Source organism: Chryseobacterium sp. FP211-J200 (assembly GCF_001643375.1).
GTDB lineage: Bacteria > Bacteroidota > Bacteroidia > Flavobacteriales > Weeksellaceae > Epilithonimonas > Epilithonimonas ginsengisoli.
On the sequence record NZ_LSHB01000044.1, the window covers coordinates 31,502 to 53,286 of the forward strand.

17 protein-coding genes are annotated in these 21,785 nt (G+C 37.6%); 10 read left to right on the plus strand and 7 right to left on the minus strand.

Going from position 1 to position 21,785, the window contains the following annotated elements:
* Positions 1 to 3: 3 nt before the first annotated feature.
* The 3 genes from AXA65_RS13400 to AXA65_RS13410 form a co-directional block, all read right to left on the minus strand.
* Entirely contained in the window at positions 4 to 1,065 is a 1,062-nt protein-coding gene (locus AXA65_RS13400) for an efflux RND transporter periplasmic adaptor subunit (RefSeq protein ID WP_063970601.1), read from the minus strand.
* A gap of 59 nt (positions 1,066 to 1,124) precedes the next feature.
* A complete protein-coding gene (locus AXA65_RS13405; RefSeq protein WP_063970602.1) occupies positions 1,125 to 2,477 on the minus strand; it encodes a TolC family protein in 1,353 nt (450 codons plus the stop codon).
* 104 nt (positions 2,478 to 2,581) lie between these two features.
* On the minus strand, positions 2,582 to 3,175 hold the full coding sequence (locus AXA65_RS13410; protein WP_063970603.1) for a TetR/AcrR family transcriptional regulator: 594 nt from the start codon (positions 3,173 to 3,175) through the stop codon (positions 2,582 to 2,584).
* Positions 3,176 to 3,450: 275 nt separating this feature from the next.
* Here AXA65_RS13410 and AXA65_RS13415 point away from each other — a divergent pair, with 275 nt between their 5' ends.
* Positions 3,451 to 4,656, plus strand: a complete 1,206-nt coding sequence (locus tag AXA65_RS13415; protein WP_063970604.1) for an RsmB/NOP family class I SAM-dependent RNA methyltransferase — start codon at positions 3,451 to 3,453, stop codon at positions 4,654 to 4,656.
* Between the two features lie 190 nt (positions 4,657 to 4,846).
* Here AXA65_RS13415 and AXA65_RS13420 read toward each other — a convergent pair whose 3' ends face one another.
* Complete coding sequence (locus AXA65_RS13420; protein ID WP_063970605.1) at positions 4,847 to 8,161, minus strand: T9SS type A sorting domain-containing protein; 3,315 nt, start codon at positions 8,159 to 8,161, stop codon at positions 4,847 to 4,849.
* 119 nt (positions 8,162 to 8,280) lie between these two features.
* Between AXA65_RS13420 and AXA65_RS13425 the strand changes: the two genes are divergently transcribed.
* Together AXA65_RS13425 and AXA65_RS13430 are read left to right on the plus strand one after the other, a co-directional pair.
* Positions 8,281 to 9,333 carry an NAD(P)/FAD-dependent oxidoreductase gene (locus AXA65_RS13425; RefSeq protein ID WP_063970606.1) on the plus strand — a complete coding sequence of 351 codons (1,053 nt, stop codon included), beginning with the start codon at positions 8,281 to 8,283 and terminating at the stop codon, positions 9,331 to 9,333.
* 160 nt (positions 9,334 to 9,493) lie between these two features.
* Positions 9,494 to 9,826 (plus strand): 2Fe-2S iron-sulfur cluster-binding protein, encoded by a 333-nt coding sequence (locus AXA65_RS13430; protein ID WP_063970607.1) that lies wholly within the window; start codon positions 9,494 to 9,496, stop codon positions 9,824 to 9,826.
* Positions 9,827 to 9,906: 80 nt separating this feature from the next.
* On the opposite strand, the gene AXA65_RS13435 is transcribed toward AXA65_RS13430, so the two are convergent.
* Positions 9,907 to 11,337: a M20/M25/M40 family metallo-hydrolase gene (locus tag AXA65_RS13435; RefSeq protein ID WP_063970608.1), complete on the minus strand. Its 1,431-nt coding sequence runs from the start codon at positions 11,335 to 11,337 to the stop codon at positions 9,907 to 9,909.
* A gap of 152 nt (positions 11,338 to 11,489) precedes the next feature.
* On the opposite strand from AXA65_RS13435, the gene AXA65_RS13440 reads away from it, so the two are divergent.
* From AXA65_RS13440 to AXA65_RS13450, 3 genes are all read left to right on the plus strand, one after another.
* Positions 11,490 to 12,032 carry a lipocalin family protein gene (locus AXA65_RS13440; RefSeq protein WP_063970609.1) on the plus strand — a complete coding sequence of 181 codons (543 nt, stop codon included), beginning with the start codon at positions 11,490 to 11,492 and terminating at the stop codon, positions 12,030 to 12,032.
* A gap of 256 nt (positions 12,033 to 12,288) precedes the next feature.
* Complete coding sequence (locus AXA65_RS13445; protein ID WP_063970610.1) at positions 12,289 to 13,200, plus strand: DnaJ C-terminal domain-containing protein; 912 nt, start codon at positions 12,289 to 12,291, stop codon at positions 13,198 to 13,200.
* A 2-nt stretch (positions 13,201 to 13,202) separates the two neighbouring features.
* Positions 13,203 to 13,508, plus strand: a complete 306-nt coding sequence (locus AXA65_RS13450) for a chaperone modulator CbpM (RefSeq protein WP_063970611.1) — start codon at positions 13,203 to 13,205, stop codon at positions 13,506 to 13,508.
* On the opposite strand, the gene AXA65_RS13455 is transcribed toward AXA65_RS13450, so the two are convergent.
* Complete coding sequence (locus AXA65_RS13455; protein WP_063970612.1) at positions 13,505 to 14,116, minus strand: hypothetical protein; 612 nt, start codon at positions 14,114 to 14,116, stop codon at positions 13,505 to 13,507. The genes AXA65_RS13450 and AXA65_RS13455 overlap by 4 nt on opposite strands.
* 216 nt (positions 14,117 to 14,332) lie before the next feature.
* Between AXA65_RS13455 and AXA65_RS13460 the strand changes: the two genes are divergently transcribed.
* The 4 genes from AXA65_RS13460 (at position 14,333) to AXA65_RS13475 (ending at position 20,109) form a co-directional block, all read left to right on the plus strand.
* Complete coding sequence (locus AXA65_RS13460) at positions 14,333 to 14,773, plus strand: hypothetical protein (RefSeq protein WP_063970613.1); 441 nt, start codon at positions 14,333 to 14,335, stop codon at positions 14,771 to 14,773.
* Positions 14,773 to 18,009 (plus strand): T9SS type B sorting domain-containing protein, encoded by a 3,237-nt coding sequence (locus tag AXA65_RS13465; protein ID WP_063970614.1) that lies wholly within the window; start codon positions 14,773 to 14,775, stop codon positions 18,007 to 18,009. Before AXA65_RS13460 ends, AXA65_RS13465 begins: the two co-directional genes overlap by 1 nt.
* Positions 18,010 to 18,034: 25 nt before the next feature.
* The gene (locus AXA65_RS13470) at positions 18,035 to 18,997 is read left to right on the plus strand and encodes a YpdA family putative bacillithiol disulfide reductase (protein ID WP_063970615.1); all 963 of its coding nucleotides are present in this window, start codon (positions 18,035 to 18,037) and stop codon (positions 18,995 to 18,997) included.
* Between the two features lie 116 nt (positions 18,998 to 19,113).
* Positions 19,114 to 20,109: a L,D-transpeptidase gene (locus AXA65_RS13475; RefSeq protein WP_063970616.1), complete on the plus strand. Its 996-nt coding sequence runs from the start codon at positions 19,114 to 19,116 to the stop codon at positions 20,107 to 20,109.
* A 253-nt stretch (positions 20,110 to 20,362) separates the two neighbouring features.
* Here the strand turns inward: AXA65_RS13475 and AXA65_RS13480 are convergent, their stop codons facing one another.
* Entirely contained in the window at positions 20,363 to 21,652 is a 1,290-nt protein-coding gene (locus AXA65_RS13480) for an aldehyde dehydrogenase family protein (protein WP_063970617.1), read from the minus strand.
* Positions 21,653 to 21,785 lie beyond the last annotated feature (133 nt).

Here is a 21,785-nt window from a genome sequence, read left to right on the forward strand (position 1 = left end):
CTCTTACTTTACGATATTGATTTTTGAACCGTTATCCAGGTTGATTTGTCCACTGGTGATCACTTGCTCACCACCGTTAAGCCCGCTTAGGATCTGGACTTTATCACCGTAAACTTTTCCGGTTGTAACTTTAATTAATTTTGCAGTTCCGTTATCAACAACAAACAATTGACCTGAACTAACACCATTCACGAAAGCTTCTGCAGGAACGGTCAACATATTCTGAGTCTCAGCACCGTGATTGGTTTTGAACACAGCAGTTGCGTACATACCAGCTTTTAAGTTTCCTTTATTCTGAACTTCGATCTCTACTGGGAAGTTAAGAGAAGCATCACTTTTTGGAGCGATGAACGTAATTCTACCGCTGAAAGATTCGTCAGGTAAAACATTCACGTTGATATTAACAGTCTGACCAATTTGGATTCTTCCAACCTGGCTTTCGTCAACCAAAACAGAAAGTTTAAGTGAATTGATATTGACAATTTCGAACAATGCAGTTCCTGTTGCCACAACAGCTCCCGGCTCCACCATTTTCTTGTTGATGATTCCGCTGATACCTGCACGAACGCTAGTGTCATTCACTCTTACACCTTGAGCTCTAAGTGAAGCCTGTGCATTTTTGAGCTGCAATCTTGAGTTATCAAGTTGTTGTTTTGTGACGCCGCCAGATTTGAAGGCATTTTCGTAACGTTGGTTGTCAGCAATTGCATTTTGTAAATTGTTTTGTGCCTGAGTCACATCAACTTCGATCGCATCTCTTTTGATAGTTGCTAAAACCTGTCCGGCAGAAACTCTAGAACCTTCTTTTACGAATACGCTTACCACACGGCCAGCAATATCAGCTGATTGATTGGTTTCCTGTTTTGGAATGAATGTCCCGTTAGCTGAATAATCTGTATCGATATTGGCTCTGGAAGCAGTTACAACATTCACGTTGATCTTATCAACTTGTTTTGCCACTTCTTTTACTTCTGTTTCCTGCTTCTTTTTATTATCGGCAATTTTCCAAGCGGCCAGACCTACAAGTACAGCTGCTACGATGATATATATAAAAGTTTTTTTCATTTGATATAATTATTTTTTTAATGGTCAAATGGAATCTAAAAGATTTCATTTTAAGTTTATTATGGATTTTGTAAAGTATTAAGTTCACCCTTCGCTTTTATCAACTTGATTTCAGCTTGTTTGTAATCTAATAATGCTGTTGTATAATTCTGTTTGGCATCTGTAAGAGCATTTTCAGAATCAAGAACTTCTGTTAAAGTTGCCAAACCATATTGATAATTAGCTTGTGTATCTTTTTGTACTTTTTCAGCCAAAGACACATTATTCTTCATACTTTCTATATTGATAATAGAATTTTCCATATTAGCAATCGAATTTTTGTAATCTAAACTCAAGCTCAACTGCGTACTTTGAATATCCTGTTCAAGATCTAAAATATCAATTTCTGCCTGCTGAATCTTTGATTTGGTAGCGCCACCAGTAAAAATCGGAATATTGATATTCAAACCAACCGCTGAATAGTCACTCCAAAGAACGCCATTATTCAATCCATTTGTTAAAGGAAATTTCTTACCCATTCCTGCCCATCCATAGTTTGCAGTCAATCCAACCGTTGGATAGAGATAAGCTTCTGTAGCTTTTAGATTATACTGAAGAAGTTCTTTGTTTTTATTAAGAACTTTAATTTCTGTTCGATCATCCAAATTCACATTACCAGCAATCAATTCTGGTCTTGGCTCGATAGATTTTTCTTCCAACTCGATAGGTTTATCAATCGGAATACCCATATAAAATTTCAAAGAATTTTTAGAGAGTTCAACAGCATTCACCAATTGCTGTCTGCTTGCACTGATATTAGTTAATTGTACATTGGTTCTATCCAGATCAATTCCTTTTGCCAAACCATTATCTACTAAGCTTTTGATAACATTTCTAACTTTTTCTGTGTTAGCATAACTTACATTCAAAGTTTTAAGATTCTCTTCCTGAACAAAAACCTGATAATAAGCAGTTGCTACATTTTCAATGATCTGCTCATTGGAAAGTTGTGCGTTCAGAACATAAAATTCTCTTGTAGACTTTGCCGCTTTAAGACCTGTGAAAACCCTTTGGTCAAAAATTGCCTGGTTCAAAGTGACGACTGCGCTCGAGGTCCAAGGCTGCCCCAATTGTGCTCTGATCCTTTGTCCACTGAATTCTAATAAAGATTCCTGAATGATAGGATTATAGGTCACACCTGCAGTAGCACTTATTTGTGGGAGTGTTCCAGCTCTCGCTTCTGTGATCTTCAATTCAGCTCTTTTAATTTCAAGCGTGGCCTTTTTAGCTTCTGCTTTATTTTGCAAAGCCTGTTTGATGGCTTCCTGCAAAGACACCTGCTGCTGGGCAAAAGCAGATGTAGAGCCGAAAATCATAAATACTGCAGCTATGCTGATTCTTAGCCTTGTTGCAGTTATACGTTTTCTATTCATAATTTAATTAATTCTTTTATTTTTTATTTTCTTCTTTCTTATCTCTAATCATTGACGACGATCCGATTTTATAAATACTTTAACATTTAATTAATTATTTCCAATTAATTCTTAAAAAGCATTCTCATAATGATCTCTTTGCGATCTGATATCAATCTGTCAAATTCTTTATCATTGATCATCATATTTTCCATGAACAACGGTCTTATCGCACTTGGGAAAATCAATAGAGAGATCATATTGAAAATAAATTGAATGGGTTCCATTTTTTCAATATTACCCAATTCCATTTCTTTTTTGATATCCTTTAAAAATGTATTAAGATCCTCTTCTTCCACATCTCTTTTATGACAACTTCCCTTGTTGATCTGTGAAACAATGTAAGTTTCCAGGTAAGGATATTGGAGACTTGTCGATAAGCTACCATCAATGAACTGACTTATTTTTTCTTTAAATGCAATGGCAGATCTCATTACGATCTCAGATTTTTCCTTCTCCACCTTATGCGCTTCATCAAATACGATCTGCACGAGATTATCTCTCGATCTGAAGTAATAATTGATAAGCGTTCTGTTGACACCTGCTTCGTCCGCGATCTCTTGCGTTGTGGCATCAAACTTCCCTTTGACGAAGAATAAATTCTTGGTCGTCTCTTTGATCAATTCCTGTGTTTGGTCTTTTTTTTCTTGTTTTGACATTTTTGTTAAACAATTTTGTGCAAATTTATACCAATCATTTGTTTTGACAAAATTGTTAAACAAAATAATTAAACATTTTTGAGAAACTTAATAAAAACTTAACATTGCTTATAAAAGCTTGACTTTTCTTACGACAAGAACAGTTAGAAAAAAATTAAATTAAAATCATTAACTTTGCCGATTGAAAAACAGCACTTTTTCTTTTTAAATCATGAATGAAAATATTCTGTAAAACTCACATTCTCAAATAGAAATCATAACATTTTATCATCATAATGGAACTTATACACCGTAACCTTCTGATCGGAATTCACGATTGCCTGCAAGAAACCTTCTTCGAAGACAGAAAATATGCAGACAAGGTCATAGAAAGACTCTTAAAAGCCCACAGAAAATGGGGAAGCGAAGACCGACGCGTAGTTTCCGAGATCTTTTACAACATCATCCGTTGGAAAAAACGTCTGGAATATTACATGGGCGAAAGTGTAAAGCCGACCAATGTTTATAAAATGATCATCGCCTATTTGCTTTGGAGCAAAACGCATTACAAAAAATTTGAGGAATTCGACGGGATCAAAGTTGCGGATATTCTTACAAAACTTAAAAAAGGAACTGTTCCGACAAAGGCTATCGAACACTCTATTCCAGATTGGTTGGCTGAAACTTTGGAAAAAGAATTGGGCAAAAACTGGGAAAAAGAAATGGTCGCTCTTAATGAGCAAGCACCAACAGTGCTACGTGCCAACACTTTGAAAACGACGCCAAGAGAATTGATCGCCGATCTGAACGACGAAAATGTAGAAGCTTTCACAATCAAGAATTATCCAGATGCAATTCAGTTAGCAGAGAAGAAAAACGTTTTTTTGACCTCAGCTTTCAAAGATGGATTTTTTGAAGTTCAGGATGCAAGTTCTCAGAAAATCGGAGAACTACTGGATGTACAGGAAGGCATGCGTGTTGTAGATGCATGTGCCGGTGCTGGTGGAAAAACTTTGCACTTGGCCGCTTTGATGAAAAACAAAGGTCAGATCATCGCCCTTGACATCTACGGTTGGAAATTGACAGAACTGAAAAGACGCGCAAAAAGAGCAGGCGCTCACAACATAGAAGCCAGACTGATCTCTGACAACAAGGTCATCAAGAGACTTCACGAAAAAGCTGATAGATTATTGATTGATTCACCTTGTTCTGGGCTTGGTGTTTTGAAAAGAAACCCAGATTCCAAATGGAAAATAGACCAGGCTTTTATTGATAGGATCAAAGGAGAACAGCAACAGATCTTACAAGATTATTCTAAAATCCTGAAAAAAGGTGGACAGATGATCTACGCGACTTGTTCTATCTTGCCTTCAGAAAATAATGAGCAAGTAGAAACCTTCTTGAAAAACAATCCTGACTTCACATTGCTAAAGGATCAAAAGATAATGCCAAGCGAAGGCTACGACGGATTCTACATGGCACTCATCAAACGTAATGCATAAAAAAATTCCTGAGGTAAATAAATTACGCTCAGGAATTAAAAACACAAATGATGAAAGGACAATATTACGGAAAACCGTAAAATGATTTCTTATCATTTGGTAAGAATTTATCTAAAAATAGTTTTAAAAATAGAAAAAAAAAGCAATCTCGATTTGAGATTGCTTTTTTCATATTAATGAAATATTGTACTTAGTTTTTGATAAATTTTGAATTAATAATATTTTTATCTGCGTAAATTTTGATTAGATAAATTCCCTTCGAAAGATTGGAAACATTGATTGTTTTGCCACTTCCTGAATTCGATTTCAAAAGTTTTCCGCTGGTATCCAAAATCTCGATTTTTGAGATTTTTTGTTCTGTTTGGATGTTTAGGATATCGGAGGTTGGGTTTGGATAGATAACCGTTACAAATGTCTTTGCTTCTTGATTTGCCAAAATCCCTGTTTGTGTTACCACGACAGTTTTGGAAGCCACGCCTCCATCCCCTGAGATCAATATGCTTGAAGACCTTGTGCTTCCTGTATTATTAGTATCAGCTGTAACTGTCAATTTGGCATCGCCGTTTCCTGAAACCGTATTGTAAATATTTTTAGCTTGAGATGCGGACAGGCTCAACCAATTTTGGTCGCTTATTGCAGTCCAGTTGACATTAGTGATCAAGTCAAATATAAAGGTATTGGCATTCCCAGGATTGTTGGAAATATCGGCATTTGTCAAAGTTAAATAGTTGCTCATCGGCGTCAGATATTTTTGATCTATAGTTCCGAAAGTAGCAACGTAAAGATTGGTTGCATTTTGATTATTGATTTTATAATTGAGAAAATTATTCTCTGTTGTAAAACCCGAAACGTTAATTTTATCATTTTCTATCACATATACCAAAGAATAACCTTGCATTCCTTTATCTGCAATCTTATGATAAACTCTGTTTCCATTTGTATCCAGTTTCAGCAAAATCTTATTTCCCTCTGTTGCATTGAAAGAATATTCTGTCCCATTGAAATTGACTTTGTCTTTCACAGAGTAATACATGTAGATGTTTTTATTCTCATCCAATGATAAATTCGTATAATTCCCAGGATTACTGTTGTTAGAGTCTAAAACTTTTTGCCAGATTACCGTACCGTCCGTTTTTATCTTGGCAAAAAATGGCGAGTAGAATGACTGCGGATAAATTTTGGGAATATTAACAAAGTCTAGTCCTATAAAATTTGAATCATTTGTTTCTCCCAAGATACTTCCCATCATTACAAAATCCTGCCCATCATACACAACATCATTTGGCCATGCATATTTGTAATCGACGGAATTAGCAAAAAAGTTTTTACCAAAAACAGCGTTTCCATTGTTATCAAATTTTAACATTAATAGATCCAAGTTAGATTCACTTGCAGGAATTGTAACATTCCCAAATTTGAAATCTAACCCTAATCTATTGATTGGCTCCATGAATGCATATAAATTATTTTGCGCATCCAATACAGGCAGTATCGAATAAAATGAAACATCACTAGGAAATAGCTTAACATAAGAAAGGTTTCCTGTACTATCAAACTTTAAAACATGAAGAGAATTCAGTGTGCTGCTGTAATTTTGACCTTCCAAATATAGATCTCCAGTACTTCCAGTAACATATACATTGTTAAGAGAATCCACCAACACACCTGTGTAAGTTGTATTTCCTATCTCCTTCCCCCATATATATTTGCCATCTTTATCGAGCTTAATTAGAACTTTTCCGTCCATAAAATTCTTACTGAAATTAATTACGGTTCCAAAACCATCTGTGAAAGTAGAATTCTGGGAAGGTTTACTACAAAGAATGTAGAAATTATCATCCTTGTCTACAGCAGCAAAATTTTGCGAAACATTTTCCAGAGAACCTAAACCAGAATTCGTTAATCTTGCGATCCATTTTGTAGTTCCATCTGCTGCCAATCTTGTAATATACCTAGAATATACGCTTTGACCATTGTCAAAATTTGCATTAAAAAACTGACCTTTTCCCTCCACCAAAGCAGTAAAAAACATGTCTGACTTTGCAGACTTTAAGTGCTTTTGAAATTGCTTAGTAAGACTTCCCCCATTGGAACCGGCTTTCTGCTTGATCCAAGACAGATTGCCATTTTCGGCATTGAACTTTGATGTAGTAAAAACTCGTATATTAGAATTGTCAGTCGTTGTATAGCCAGTTCCAGAAACGCTTAATCTAAGACTATACGAACTGATTTGATTTCCTGATGAATATCCCCCAAGATTATTATACGACAATAAAGATGTATAATTCTGAGAACCAGACACAGGAGACAATGAAGTCAGCGTACCATTGGGATTGGTGTAAGATAATGTAGTATAGTAACGGTCTAAAATATAATTAATTTGTTTAAAATCTCCAGAAGTACCATACGGAATCAATTTCGAGGAATTCACATCTGTTCTAATATTATAGGTTGATTCCTGATTGATGCCACCAGATGTTCTAAAAAAAGAAACAGCACCAAGATTAAGATCCACTTTCGCTACATAATTATACAATCGATTTGCATTATTATAATTATCATTTGGATTGTATGTAAAAGAAAACGTTCCAACCTCTGTTTCAAGATTGATAGCACTTCTTGTGTAAAATCCAGATAACAATAAAGACCCATCTGTAGAGACCGCAATATCAGAAACATCGGAAAAGGCCTGAAATGAGCCAGCTTGAGCAGTCCTGATAGAGGAGGTGAAATTGGCATCTTTATCTCCTTTCACCACAAACCCTACAAAACTTTCAGTGAAAATCTCCGATCCTAAAACAGCACCTGAAGCAGTGGTCGCACCAGCCAAATACAAATCCTGATCTTTAACGGCTACAGTTTTTAATTCGACATTATTGTAAACATTATTAAAAATCACACTCCCGTCAGCAGTATCAAGTTTTAGTAAACGATTACCGCCATAAACAAAATAAGTATTGGCGCCTTCAGTAACACATTTCGTTTTGTACTGTGAATTATATCCATTCTCGAGATAATCAGCCCAAACCGCGTTGCCGTTGTTATCAATTTTCATGAGAAAAGTATCAGTTGCATTGACAGATGAAAAGGTTTTGTTTCCTACCGTAACAGAACCTTTGAACTGAGCAAAGACATATATATTTTCTGAAGAATCCACGTATACGTATCTTGGTGTAATAACGCCTTTGACGCCGGCATTGAACGTTTTGAACCAACTATTTGCTCCGGTAGCACTATTTGATTTTAGTACGAAAAGATCATCTAAACCAACATTGGTCGCAGAGATATTGTCGAAACCAACCTCAGAATTATTGATCGTTCCAATGTGATAAACAAAATCATCACTACTCTCAACTAAAGTTAATCGACTTCCTTTGATGGTATTAAGTTGAAAAAGTCTTGTGTTATCAGGCGCTGTTTGAGCAAAACCTTCGTTTGAAAAAATACTGATAAAGAGGAATAACGCAAATTTAAAAATTTGCCGAGAATAGATTTTTGTGGTCATAAATTGTTTTTCGCAAAGATATTTCAAATTAAATATTAATCAGCAAATTAATATCATACTTTAGAACCATTCTAAAATCAGATTTAATCATTAAATTTGCCTTTCCAAAATTTATATAAATGTTTGAAACAGATATTATTATAATAGGTGCTGGTCCAACTGGACTTTTCACCGTTTTCGAAGCCGGATTGTTGAAGCTGAGATGCCATTTGATTGATGCTTTGCCACAACCTGGTGGACAATTGACAGAACTATATCCTAAAAAACCAATCTTCGACATTCCTGGATTTCCAAGTGTGGATGCCGGTGTTTTGGTTGACAACTTGATGGAACAGATCAAGCAATTCGAACCGCAATTTTCATTGGCTCAAAAAGCATTGAGTTATGAAAAAACCGAAGATGGGCAATTCATCGTAACAACTAGCCGAGGTGTTCAAGTCAAAGGAAAAGCCATTGCGATTGCCGGAGGTCTGGGAAGTTTTGACCCAAGAAAACCGGAGTTGGAAAACATCGGAAAATTCGAGGAAAAGGGGGTTGAATATTTTGTAAGAGACCCTGAAATGTTCCGTGACAAAAAAATCGTGATCGCTGGCGGTGGAGATTCTGCCCTAGACTGGTCGGTTTTCCTAGCTGATGTTGCGTCTGACGTCACTTTGATTCACAGAAGAAACGAATTCCGTGGTGCATTGGATTCAGTAGAAAAAGTAACTGAACTAAAACATCAAGGAAGAATCAATCTTATCACGCCAGCAGAAGTGACTGGTTTGATCGGCGATGATAAAATTACCGCTATCGAAATCGAAAAAGATGGTGAGAAATCAATCTTGGAAACCGATTATCTGATTCCACTTTTTGGTTTAACACCTAAGTTGGGTCCGTTGTCAGATTGGGGATTGGAAATCGAGAAAAATGCGATCAAAGTGAACAATGCTTTGGATTATCAAACCAATATTGAAGGTATCTACGCCATCGGCGACATCAACACCTATCCAGGAAAACTGAAGCTGATCCTTTGTGGTTTTCATGAAGCGACATTAATGGTTCAAAGCGTTTACAACAGAATGAATCCAGGTAAAAAATTCGTATTGAAATACACAACTGTAAGCGGCGTTGACGGTTTCGACGGAACTAGAAAAGAAGCTGAAAAAGCGGTCGTAAAATCCATTGATTAGAAGTTAGATTTTAGAAGTTAGAGGTTAGATTTTTCTAACTATGTTTATAACATTAAAAGAGAATTTTAAAAATCCTCTTTTTTTTGCTTATTTTCAAACTGTCAATGAAAATCTAACTTCTAACTTCTCATTTCTAAATTCTACTTACTATCTTTGCAAAATGTCAGACGTTAATATTACAATCATAGACAGAGAGGGCGTTTCTCACACAATTCCCGCTCCAACAGATATGGCGATGAGCCTAATGGAAATTGTTCGCGCCTACGAATTGGCTCCGGAAGGAACCATAGGAATCTGCGGCGGAATGGCAATGTGCGCTTCTTGCCAATGTTATGTTTTGAGCGAGAACGTACCACTTCCAGAAATGTTGCCAGACGAGGAAGCAATGCTGGATGAAGCTTACAACGTGAAACCAAACAGCCGTTTGGGTTGTCAGATCCCTGTAACTGAAGAATTGGAAGGTCTCATCGTAGAACTTGCGCCAGAAGCTTAATTATAACCATATTACATCTATAAAAAATAAAGCGAGAACAAATAAATCTGTTCTCGCTTTTTATGTAAGTTTGAATTAAATTACTCAAGAATAAATTTCTTAGTAACCACTTTCCCAGATTTGGTTTTGAAAACAGCAAGATAAAAACCAGTATTCAGTTTATCAAGATTCAGTTTTCCAATTGACAAAAGGTTTTTCGATTCCAACAATTGTCTTCCGCTTGTATCCACAATCACCAGCGACTCAATCGATTCTTTTCCCAATTTATAATTCAAAGCTTTGTCTTTCACATAGATTTCGACTGAGTTATTTGAAGTTTCTGAAGTTGCCAAAACAGAACCTTTTGCCGTTTCTATAATAAATTCCAAACCGAGTTTTGCAAACTTAGCAGCGTGCGTTGCAGAATTACTACTTCTGGACAACGTATCATTGGCTGAATGGATATAAGGATTGGATTGCGAAAAAGAAGCTTCAAATGGAAAAGCCGCATCGTAACCATTTTGCGCCCAACTGAAATGGTCAGAGCATCCGTAATTACAAATCGTGTTTCCATAAGTGAAAGCGTGACTTCCAGTTTTGTTGTAATGCTCCATCAATTCTATCAAAAACAAATTAAGGTCATTGCTGTTATAAGCATCGGTTGAAATGTAAACATCACGATTAGAACCTTTATAGTTGGTCATATCAAACTGCACATAAGAAACCACGTTTCTTCCGTTTGCAGCGTAATCCTCAGCTATTTCTGATGAACCAACCAGCCCAATTTCTTCTGCAGCATAGGCCATAAACTCAACGGTTCTGGCAGGTTTGTAATTGATGTTCAAAAGTACACGGATCATTTCTGTTACCGTAGCAATTCCGGAAGCATCATCATCCGCGCCTGGCGCAACAGCCGTGTTGGAAATAGAATCCATATGACCGCCAACAATGATATATTCATTCGGCGTCGTATTTCCATTAATTGTAAAAACCAAAGAAGGCATCGGCGTTCCAACGTGGTTTACAATTCGCACAGAAAGGTCGGTTCTTCCCGTAGCTGCGATCAGACCTTCCCACTTTGTCTTCAAATCCTGAACAGAAGTCTGCGCCTGAGTGGTGTTATGACGTCTAGTTCCGTAAGCTTCCATTACCGAAATGTGCGCTTTGATATTATCCGCATTCACTTTTGCGATAGCAGAAGTTACCAATGCGTCCTGGTCAATGGTAAAAGCTAAAACTTTATTTGATTTTTTAGATTTGTTGATGGCCGATAACGCTTCCTGTTCGGAAGATTTATAAAGGTATCCAGGTCCGTGTGTGATAACATTATGATGAAGAAATTCTGCCGCTTTAGGGGAGAGATAAACCACAGATTCGTTGTCATTTGAACTGATGATTTCAACTTCGGTCGGCATTTTTGATTTTAATTCCACTGCATTTTTGGCATCAGTTGTCGCGTAAAATTTTTCAGACTGCGCAAAAGCCTGATTGAACAGAACCAAAGAAAATATCGAAAGTAATTTTAATTTCATTGATAGTTGATTTTTTAACTTCTATTTCGGTAAAAATAATTAAATTCCTTAACTAATTAATCAAATCTTTATCATTTTGATTTTACAATAATTTGCAGATATGTTATGATGGAATTATTTTTGAATTGAATGATCATCAAAAATATTCTACTATGAAAAAATCATTTGTAAAAATAGCCGTTCCTGTCACTTTGGGAATTTTAGGATTGATCATTTTCAATTCTTGCTCGGCTGGAATTCCGGAAAAAGCGACTGCCATCCAGAATTTTGAAGCGGAAAAATACCTTGGAAAATGGTATGAGATTGCCAGATTCGATTATAAGTTTGAAAAAAATATGAATCAGGTGACTGCGACCTATTCCAAAAATTCGGACGGCACGATCAAGGTTGAAAACAAAGGCTATGATTATGTGAAGAAAGAATGGAAACAAAGTACGGGCGAAGCCAAATTTGTGAATGCTGAGAACGAAGCGAGACTGAAAGTTTCTTTCTTCAAACCATTTTGGGCAGGTTATAATGTCATAGATTTGGATGAAAATTACAAATATGCTTTGGTTGCAGGAAAAAATCTCGAATACTTATGGATTCTCTCTCGTGAAAAAACTATTCCTGAACAAATCAAAACCCGTTTTTTGGAAAAAGCGAAATCGGTCGGCTATGACACTTCGCAGTTGATCTGGGTGGAACAGAAATAAAGATACAAGGCAAAAGTAAAAATAATCAAGTGAAAAGATGTACAAAACCTCAATTTAGCCCCGATTGCAGCGGCATCCTTTTTTTGCATTGGCTTGAAAAAAGCGTTGGCAAAAAAAGATATAGCGGAAAGCGGGTTGGAAACCTGAACTGAAGCTGAAACGAGATGCTCCTAAAAGTCAGACCTTTAAATTTGTTTTCTGATGATAAAATAAGTAACTTAGAACTGTAAAAATCACAAATAAACCCACTGATAATATGGCATTTATAGACTATTATAAAACACTGGAAGTAAGCAAAAACGCGTCTGCGGACGACATCAAAAAAGCTTACCGGAAACTTGCCAGAAAATACCATCCGGATATGAATCCGAATGACAAGGAAGCGGAACGGAAATTCAAGGAACTGAATGAGGCAAATGAAGTTCTGAGCAATCCGGAGAATCGCGCTAAGTACGACAAATATGGCGAAAACTGGAAACACGGCGAGGAATACGAACGGGCACAACAACAGCAAAGACAGCAATATCAAGGCAGTCCTAGCGGTGGATTTTCGGGCGCAGATTTTGGTGAAGGGGAAGATTTCTCTGACTTTTTCCAATCGATGTTCGGCGGCGCTGGCGGTGGTTTTGGACAAAATTCCCGCGGCAGTGCAAGTGGAAAATTCAAAGGTCAGGATGTTTCGGCGGAACTGAACCTCAACCTGAGAGAAGCTGCAAAAACGCATCAGCAGACGTTCGACATCAATGGAAAGAAAGTGAGGATTACGATTCCAGCAGGCGTTTACGATGGACAACAGATCAAACTGAAAGGCCACGGAAATCCAGGTATTAACGGTGGTCCGAATGGTGACCTTTACATTACGTTCAATATTTCTGAAGATAAAGATTTCAAACGTGACGGCGATAATTTGAGAACTTCTGTTGATATCGACCTTTACACTGCGGTTTTGGGCGGCGACGCGAACATTGAAACGCTGGAAGGTTCTGTAAAACTGAAAGTGAAACCTGAAACGCAAAACGGAACAACAGTCAGACTAAAAGGCAAAGGTTTTCCGGTTTACAAAAAAGAAGGCGAGTTCGGAGATCTGTATGTGACTTACAACGTAAAAATCCCGACAAACCTGACTGACAAGCAAAAAGAACTATTCCAACAACTTCAAAATTCCTAATGATGAGCGAGAGAATATCCATAACAGAGGTCATCCAGATCTACAAAATTGATGACCATTTTCTGAACGAATTAATAGCTTCGGAATTGTTGCATCCTGAAACGGAAAACAGCATCCAATATATTATTTATGAGGAACTACCACACTTGGAAAGGTTTACGAATTGGCATTATGACCTGGAAATCAATCTTCCGGGAATTGAGATCATCCATAAACTGTTGAACCAAATGGAAGATTTGAGAACTGAAAACCGAAGATTGTCAAAAATCTCCGGAAAGCTTACCAATTGGGAAGATGCGGAACTCTAAACCGTCCATTGGTTATTAGCCATCGAAACCAAATAGTATTGATCATCAATCTTTTCGAAGATGAAAATTAAACTATTCCAATCCATATAAGAATACTCTACTGTCCCAGCCAGGTAATTTTCAACCGTTACTGCGTTGGGATATTTTTCTTTGATATTGTTCAGGCTGTTTCCTTTTCCTTCAAAATTAGCATAGTTGATCTTTGCTTTGCTAAAGTCTTTTTTGAAAACCCAATCTTTAAAATAATCTTTTAGAGAAACGATGTAGATCGCACCGGAACCATCTTTGTGACCGAAGGTGAACTTCTCATCGGAATCCACATATTTTTCGAAATCAGCTTTGGAAAAACTTTTGTCATTGTCCGACACAAAGCTGTACATAGAAAAGTGAATACCTTTTTCCGGATGAATGTAATTTGAGAGTTTTGTATAATCCTTATTTTTCAGAACATCAATGATCTCATTATTAAGATTGATAATCGTTTTTTCTTCCGAATTTTCATCTTCAGCTAAATGTTCTGTTTTAACCTTTGGGATGATAGCCGTATTGGGATCAACTTTATTACACCCCATTATAATAGCTAAGAATATTACTGCGTTGATTTTCATAATTTACTTTTAATCAAAAAAATTGCCATAGTTCTAAGACTTCCTTATCGAAACTGATTGGTCAAAAATACCTGAAAAAAAATTAACAACCGTTAATCCATTTTATAATTTCTTATACACATTTCATAAAACAATATCATAATTATTAATAAGTGTAAATTATATTACGATAACCATAAATTTTTATTAAATTAGGTAATAATTAAAGCGTAGATTATGAAACAGTTAATATCGCTGATTATATTGATTCATACTCAATTTCTCTATTCACAAACCTGTTCTAATATTACCGCAACTGATATCTTTGGAAACACATCGGCACAGTTGAGCTGCGGAAATGGGGCTTGCGTAGAACTTACGACCAATGTTCCCAAAACATTCCTGACGACTTCTTACCAAGTTGCATCCCAAACTTATGCACCAGTAGTACCATTTGACCAAGGAACACCACTCAATGCCAAAACCGATGACGATTTTTCACAAATCATTCCCCTGCCTTTTAATTTTTGTTTTTACGGAAACACTTACAAGAACATCGTTATCAGTACCAATGGACTTGTAACTTTTGACACGGCACAAGCTGGATTAGCCAGCAATCCGAATATATTAGCCGACACCCAAGCGCGCTTTTACAAAAAAACTCCATTTTTGGGGTGATGCAAGATCTGATATTTTCCGAGACCGATGATTCCGAGATCTACTATACTGTTATCGGAAGTTCGCCTTGCAGGAAATTTGTTATCAATTATTACAAAGCAAGATTGACAGGTTGCACAGATACTTCCACTTTCCAAATTGTCTTGTCTGAATTTTCCAACGAAATAGATATCATCATTGAGAACAAACCACTTCCCTGCGCAACGGCACGTTTCAAAGAATCACTGATCGGAACTATGAATTCTGAAGGAGACGATGGTCTATCACCTCCAGGCAGAAACAGAGGCATCTGGCAATCCGGCAATGAAAGTTGGAAATTCAGTCCAGCAGGATCCCAGGTACAGCCAAGCATCACCTGGAAAAATTTAGCCGGTCAAACTGTCGGAAGTGGTGCAACCATCAACGCCTGTCCAACGCAGACAGATAAATATACAGTTACAGTTAACTATCTGGTCTGTGGATCAAATTTTACACTGAGCGATGATATAGACATCACCTACAGCACCGGAGGCAATTCACCAGTGATCAATAGCCCGGTGAGTTACAGTCAAACACTTTGCGACAACAATGCAGACAACTCCGAGATTTTCGATTTTAAAACATTCGTTACGCCACTAATAACGACAGACCCTACACTTATGGTCAGATATTACGACACTATGTTGGCGGCTCAGGCTGGCGGCACAGGTATATCCACTATCAAAGGCGGCCAATATACAGTCTATGCGAGAGTCACCAATCCAAGTGGCTGTTTCTCTATTGGTGTAGTGAATATGGACATTACATTCTTGGAAAAAATAGAAGCAACTGACATCAAAAAACTATATTGTTTCGATGGCAAAGAAGATATCACTGTAGACCTGAACGATATCTATCCAGATATGCTGATCACGCCCATTTCGGAGATCAAGACAGTTACTTTCTATAAAACTCAGGAGGATGCTACCGTTCCGAACGAGAGCGAAGAGACTCCTGCTATTCAATCTCTCGAAGATGACGGCGACCTTGTGACCTATGTTTTTTATGTTCGATTCGAAAATGAGGATGGCTGTTTTACTGTGAAGAAAATAACAATTGAACTTCGAAATCCCATTGCCAATCAAAATCAGGACATCTGTGATTTTCAAAATGATGGAACAGAAAATGTCACCTTGAGTACTTTAAATGGTGCGATTGCCGGTAGTCAACCTGTGACGGTGAGCTATTTTATCAATCCAATAAATGCCAATATCAACTCAGGTCCCATTACGACGTATTTGCTTACGAACTCGAACTCACCCGCGATTATTTATGTCCGCCTGGATATGGTTGCAGATAATGGTGATTGCTTTCGAGTTTATCCAGTAACGCTGAACTTGATAGCCAGCCCAACGCTTACCAATGAGCTGGTGAATGTAAATCTTGGACGGATCTGCGACAACAACAATGACGGCTCTGAAGCTTACGACCTGACACAGCATCAATCTCAGATCTATTCTGGACCAGAAACTTTTGGCTACAGTTATTATCTCAATTATAATCCGGCTAATGGAACATTTTCCAATGGAATTCCTGACCCAACAGCTTTTCTAATAAAAGAGAGCATAGAGGTTTATGTTAGAGTTTCAAGAGGCGCTTGTTTTGCCGTAGCAAAGATCAATATTAATTTTAGTTTTTTACCGGCTGTCATCATTAAACCTGCTACCATTGCAAAATGCGACAAAGGATACGACTACGGCGAAACCTATGACCTCAATGATGCAAAAGCCGATATGTACATTGCGTCACAAAATACGGATACGTTAGCAGATATGGACGTGACCTATTATTCAACTAAAGAGGATGCAAATCTGGGAACACCAGTGATTTCCAATTTCCAGACCACTTACGTCAATACCATTACTTTCTGGGCAAGATTCGAATCCAAAAACACGCACTGTTTTTCTGTATCTTCTATCGTTTTGAAAACCTATTTCCCTCCGAAAGCGATACCTTCTACCATACAAGTTTGCGATAGCAATCTGGACAGCAATCCGGAAGTCAATCTATTATCACCAGAATATACAAAAAATATGGTAAGTGAAACAGATCCTGAAAATCGCTTTATGTTTTTTCTGACAGAAGAGGATGTTACAAACAACAATCCTATAAAAAATCCTGAAAACTTTTCACAGCTTCCTTTTCCAACTAGGATCTATGTTCTTGTAGAAAATCTGGCAGGCTGTTTTACTTTACCCTCCACTATTGATTTTACGCTTGGAAATGTGGTTCCCGCAGATCAAGGCCCATTTTTGTTGTCACAATGTGATGTAGGCAATGACGGTAACGAAATCCTAAAGCTTGACCAATTTGAAGATCAAATCTACACTTCCGCAGCTACGTATTCATACTATCCAACTTTAGAAGATCTGAATAAAAAAATAAATAAGATTGAAACACCGTCTGCATACCCGTACGATAACAGTTTACATCCACCTGTCATTTTCATCAAAGTTGAAGATGTCAATTTCTGTCCAGCATTGGTGAAGATCAATATTGAACTAAAAAATACGCCTATCTTTGAATTACCACCTTATTACTTTTGCCCAGGCGTCGGAATCAAAATAGCGCCTGACCTGTCATTTATAAATCCAGTAGAATATACTTGGAAAAATCCGGACGGAGAAATCATATCCAAAGATCTATTTATCGACAACATCAAAACCGAAGGTCAATATTCACTCACCATTCGTATTGCAAATAATTGCACTTATACAGAATATTTTGATGTGATAGCCTATGAAGTTCCCATCATTACTCAACTGGTCGGCCTTTCCGCCACATCTTATCAGGTCATCGCAACAGGGAGCAGAAAAATAGTTTATTCTATTGACGGCATCAGCTGGCAAGACTCCAATATTTTTGAAAACATCACGCCTGGTCCTGTTAGATTTTATGTTCGCTTCGAAGATTCCGAATGTCTTGGCCTTACAAAAGACGGCCTTTCCGTAAACGTCATCAATGTCATAACACCGAATGATGATGGCGTGAATGACACTTGGACATTCAGGGACCTGGATGTTTTCAAAGATACGCCTTCCAATCTTAAAATATATGACCGAAACGGAATCATGGTTTATGAGCAATCCAGCACAAACAGTTTCATTTGGGATGGTAAATTCAATGGAAGAAGTTTGCCGACATCCAGTTATTGGTACATTATGATTCTGCCGGACAAAACAATTGATGGTTGGATTCTATTAAAAAACAGAAATTAATTCCAAAAAGCCGTAAATTTGAGTTATGAAATTATACGATGTTCTTATAGTTGGCGGAGGCCCAATCGGTTTAGCCAGCGCCCTGGAAGCGAAGAAAAATAATTTAAAATATATCATCATAGAGAAAGGAACGGTTGCGAACAGCCTTTACAACTATCCTTTATATATGACCTTCTTCTCGACGGCCGACCGTTTGGAGATTGACGAGATCCCTTTCATTACCACCAAACCAAAACCCGGCAGACAAGATGCACTTGAATATTATCAGGGAATCGCGCGGCAAAAAGAACTCAATATCAGACCTTACGAGAAAGTTCTGAATATTGAGAAATCAACCTTTTTTCAGGTCGAGACCAGTAAACAAATTTACTTTGCTAAAAACGTCATCATCGCCACAGGTTTTTATGACATTCCGAATATGATGGACATTCCAGGCGAAGAATTACCAAAAGTAAAACATTATTATACAGAACCTTATCCTTACGCTTTTCAAAACGTTGTGGTGATTGGTTCCAGCAATTCGTCTGTAGATGCTGCTTTGGAAATCTACAGAAAAGGTGGCAACGTCACGATGATTGTCCGCAAAAATGAGATCTCACCAAGCGTCAAATATTGGGTCAAACCAGACATTGAAAACCGAATCAAAGAAGGCAGCATCAAAGCTTTCTTTGGCGCAGAGCTGCTCGAAGTGAAAGAAAATTCCGTCATCTTTAAAACTGAAACTGGCGAAACGAAAGAAATAGAAAATGACTTCGTTCTCGCAATGACAGGCTATTTACCAGATTTTAATTTCCTGCAAAATATCGGCATCGATTTACAAAACGAATGTCTGAATCCAAATTACAACCCCGAAACAATGGAAAGCAATATCGAAGGAATCTATCTCGCTGGCGTTGTTTGCGGGGGAAAAGACACACATCTTTGGTTTATAGAGAATTCCAGAATCCACGCCAAACTAATCATCAAAAACATCATTGAGAAACAATAATTGATTATTAATAATGATAATTAAATTTTTGTCAATTATAATTTAATACCCATTTTAAGTTCCAAATGGTATCCTTTTTGTTTATATTCAGGCTGAAAAAAAACACTAAGAATCCTATGAAAATTAAAAACCTACTTCCTTTATTTATCGTATCAACCTTATTTCTAGTCCAATGTAAAAAGGACGAAAATATTCCTTCCGAGACAAAAGACAATCCTATCACTGACATTTTGGGTTCCGATGACAAAAAAGAGGAAGAGAAAAAAGAAGAAGAAAAACCAAAAGTACCGGACGTGGTCATCCCACGAAAAGATTTCGGATTTTTTCCTTGGGTATACAAAAACACCGACTCCGTTTCTCAAAAAAACAAGAAAGAATTTACCGGCAAAGCACTTTACACCATTCTTGCACTTAACCGTCTGGACAGAGCCAACATTGGCGCTGCCGACACTTTGGTGGTTCCCGCAAAAATCGAGGACGACTTCCTGATATACTCTCCATTTCCGGGTCACGTTACAAGCCTGGAAAATGTGAAAAAATTCGTATTTTTCTCCTACCCGATTCAGGCGTACGGCGTTTATGAATACGGAAATATCGTAAAATGGGGACCAACCAGTATGGGCAAAAAAGCGACCAAAACCAAAACCGGTTTGATGTTCGCCAACTGGAAAAAAGAAGTAGCCATCTCCACTGTCAGCGACGAATGGAAATTGCGCTGGAACGTCAACATCGCCAACTTCGACGGCATTGGCTGGCACCAGTACGCAATGCCCGGATATCCCGCTTCGCACGCCTGTCTCAGAATGTTGGAGGAAGACGCCAAATGGATGTACACCTGGGTAGACAATTGGGTTCTGAACAAAGGCGGAGCAACAGAAAGAGCTAAGGGAACGCCAGTTATCGTCTATGGCGATTATCCATGGGGCAAAAGACGACCTTGGAAAAAACTTCTAGATTCGCCGGAAGCCAACAACATTTCCGAAGACGAAATGAACAAAATAATAGAACCTCACATTGCAACCATAATGAAAGAGCAGGAGAACAGAGATATTGTGATTCAACAGGTGACAGCCGAGAAAAAAGCCAAAGCAGATTCTCTGGCAAAATATTAAAAGCCAGACGCAACTTTCAGCAAATATGAATTAAGGTTTTCAGTAGCTGTTTCCCGCTATCCGCTATATCTTTTTTGCCAACGCATTTCCCTAACCAAAAAAAAAAGGATGCCGCTTCTATCGGGGCTATGGGATCACTCTTCAAAACAAGATTTATCATTCAATAAAACAAAAACCCTTTCAAAGATTCATTTGAAAGGGTTTTATTATAATTGTCACGCTGAGCGGAGTCGAAGCGCTATTTCTTTAATATTTAAATATTTCCTACAACTGTTTTTATCTGCGTAAATTCCTTGATTGCGTGCAGAGACAATTCAACGCCGTAACCAGAGGATTTTGCACCACCAAAAGGAAGTCTTGCATCTGAACTTGTGGATTTGTTGATGGAAACTGTTCCAGATTCCAGATTTTCTATGAAAAATTGCGCTCGTTTTTTATCTTTCGTCCAAACCGAATTTCCTAATCCAAACGGAATGTCATTCGCCAATTTCAAAATCTCTTCGTCGTCTTTTCCAACCATCAACATTGCCAACGGACCGAATAATTCTTCCTGCAAAATCGGGTTGCCTTCTTTCACTAAAATAATTCCCGGACGAAACTCGCTCTCCGAAATACGTTCCAAAGCCAAAACCACTTCTGCGCCATTTCTCAAAGCTTTTTTATATTGACTTTCCAATTCGTCTGCCAAATCAGGTCTTGCCATTTTGCTCAGTTTAGTTTCCTTTTTGAAAGGGTCAGCTGGTTGATAGGAATTGAATTCTTCTACGAATTTCGGGACAAAATCTTTCTCCACTTTTTGATGCACGATGAAACGTTTCGCTGCATTACAAACCTGACCTGTATTTTGAAGTTTTCCGCTCGGCGCTTCGGTTGCCGCTTTTTCAACATCTGCATCATCCAAAACAATATAGGCGTCACTTCCGCCCAATTCCAGAACAGATTTTTTGATATTTTTTCCAGCGAGTGCAGCGACATTTGCGCCGGCTTTTTCACTTCCAGTCAAACTTACGCCTCGTACAAAAGGATTTTCCAGGATCTCTTTGATTTCTTCGTGACCGATTCTCAGATTTTGGAAAATGTATTCTGGGAAACCTGCATCTTTGAAAACTTTCTCTACTGCATCGCCACTTTCGAAGCAGATGGAAGCGTGTTTTAATAGGATTACATTTCCTGCCAGAATTGCTGGAACCGCAAATCTAAGTACTTGCCAGAACGGAAAATTCCAAGGCATCACACCCAGAATAATTCCCAACGCATCGTAATGAACCTCAGAAATTTCGAATTCTGTTTTGATCTTCTCCGGTTTCAGCACGTTTTCTGCTTTTGCGTAATATCTTATCATTCCTGCACTTTTTTCGATTTCCGCAATGGATTGAGAAATCGGTTTGTGCATTTCTGTGGTGATGAGGTTAGCAAATTTCTCTTTGTCTTTTTCAAGAACATCAGCGAGCTTCAAGAGTAATGTTTGTCTTTCTGTGAACGGCACTTTTTTCCATTCCAAGAAAGTTTTCTGTGCTGAATTTATATGGTTTGATAGATTCATTTTGAAATATTTTTTGTCTAATTAGGTTGCAGTAATTGTACCATTTTTGGATTGCTAAATGTACAAAGTTGAGAAGAAACCCGAAACCTAATTTTATACTTTCTATAAATTTAGGTATTAAATTTTATAAATA

Bases quoted from the DNA above. Each gene is read 5' to 3' on its own strand.
- AXA65_RS13400 (WP_063970601.1), bottom strand. From the start codon at position 1,065: ATGAAAAAAACTTTTATATATATCATCGTAGCAGCTGTACTTGTAGGT.
- AXA65_RS13405 (WP_063970602.1), bottom strand. From the start codon at position 2,477: ATGAATAGAAAACGTATAACTGCAACAAGGCTAAGAATCAGCATAGCT.
- AXA65_RS13410 (WP_063970603.1), bottom strand. From the start codon at position 3,175: ATGTCAAAACAAGAAAAAAAAGACCAAACACAGGAATTGATCAAAGAG.
- AXA65_RS13415 (WP_063970604.1), top strand. From the start codon at position 3,451: ATGGAACTTATACACCGTAACCTTCTGATCGGAATTCACGATTGCCTG.
- AXA65_RS13420 (WP_063970605.1), bottom strand. From the start codon at position 8,161: ATGACCACAAAAATCTATTCTCGGCAAATTTTTAAATTTGCGTTATTC.
- AXA65_RS13425 (WP_063970606.1), top strand. From the start codon at position 8,281: ATGTTTGAAACAGATATTATTATAATAGGTGCTGGTCCAACTGGACTT.
- AXA65_RS13430 (WP_063970607.1), top strand. From the start codon at position 9,494: ATGTCAGACGTTAATATTACAATCATAGACAGAGAGGGCGTTTCTCAC.
- AXA65_RS13435 (WP_063970608.1), bottom strand. From the start codon at position 11,337: ATGAAATTAAAATTACTTTCGATATTTTCTTTGGTTCTGTTCAATCAG.
- AXA65_RS13440 (WP_063970609.1), top strand. From the start codon at position 11,490: ATGAAAAAATCATTTGTAAAAATAGCCGTTCCTGTCACTTTGGGAATT.
- AXA65_RS13445 (WP_063970610.1), top strand. From the start codon at position 12,289: ATGGCATTTATAGACTATTATAAAACACTGGAAGTAAGCAAAAACGCG.
- AXA65_RS13450 (WP_063970611.1), top strand. From the start codon at position 13,203: ATGAGCGAGAGAATATCCATAACAGAGGTCATCCAGATCTACAAAATT.
- AXA65_RS13455 (WP_063970612.1), bottom strand. From the start codon at position 14,116: ATGAAAATCAACGCAGTAATATTCTTAGCTATTATAATGGGGTGTAAT.
- AXA65_RS13460 (WP_063970613.1), top strand. From the start codon at position 14,333: ATGAAACAGTTAATATCGCTGATTATATTGATTCATACTCAATTTCTC.
- AXA65_RS13465 (WP_063970614.1), top strand. From the start codon at position 14,773: ATGCAAGATCTGATATTTTCCGAGACCGATGATTCCGAGATCTACTAT.
- AXA65_RS13470 (WP_063970615.1), top strand. From the start codon at position 18,035: ATGAAATTATACGATGTTCTTATAGTTGGCGGAGGCCCAATCGGTTTA.
- AXA65_RS13475 (WP_063970616.1), top strand. From the start codon at position 19,114: ATGAAAATTAAAAACCTACTTCCTTTATTTATCGTATCAACCTTATTT.
- AXA65_RS13480 (WP_063970617.1), bottom strand. From the start codon at position 21,652: ATGAATCTATCAAACCATATAAATTCAGCACAGAAAACTTTCTTGGAA.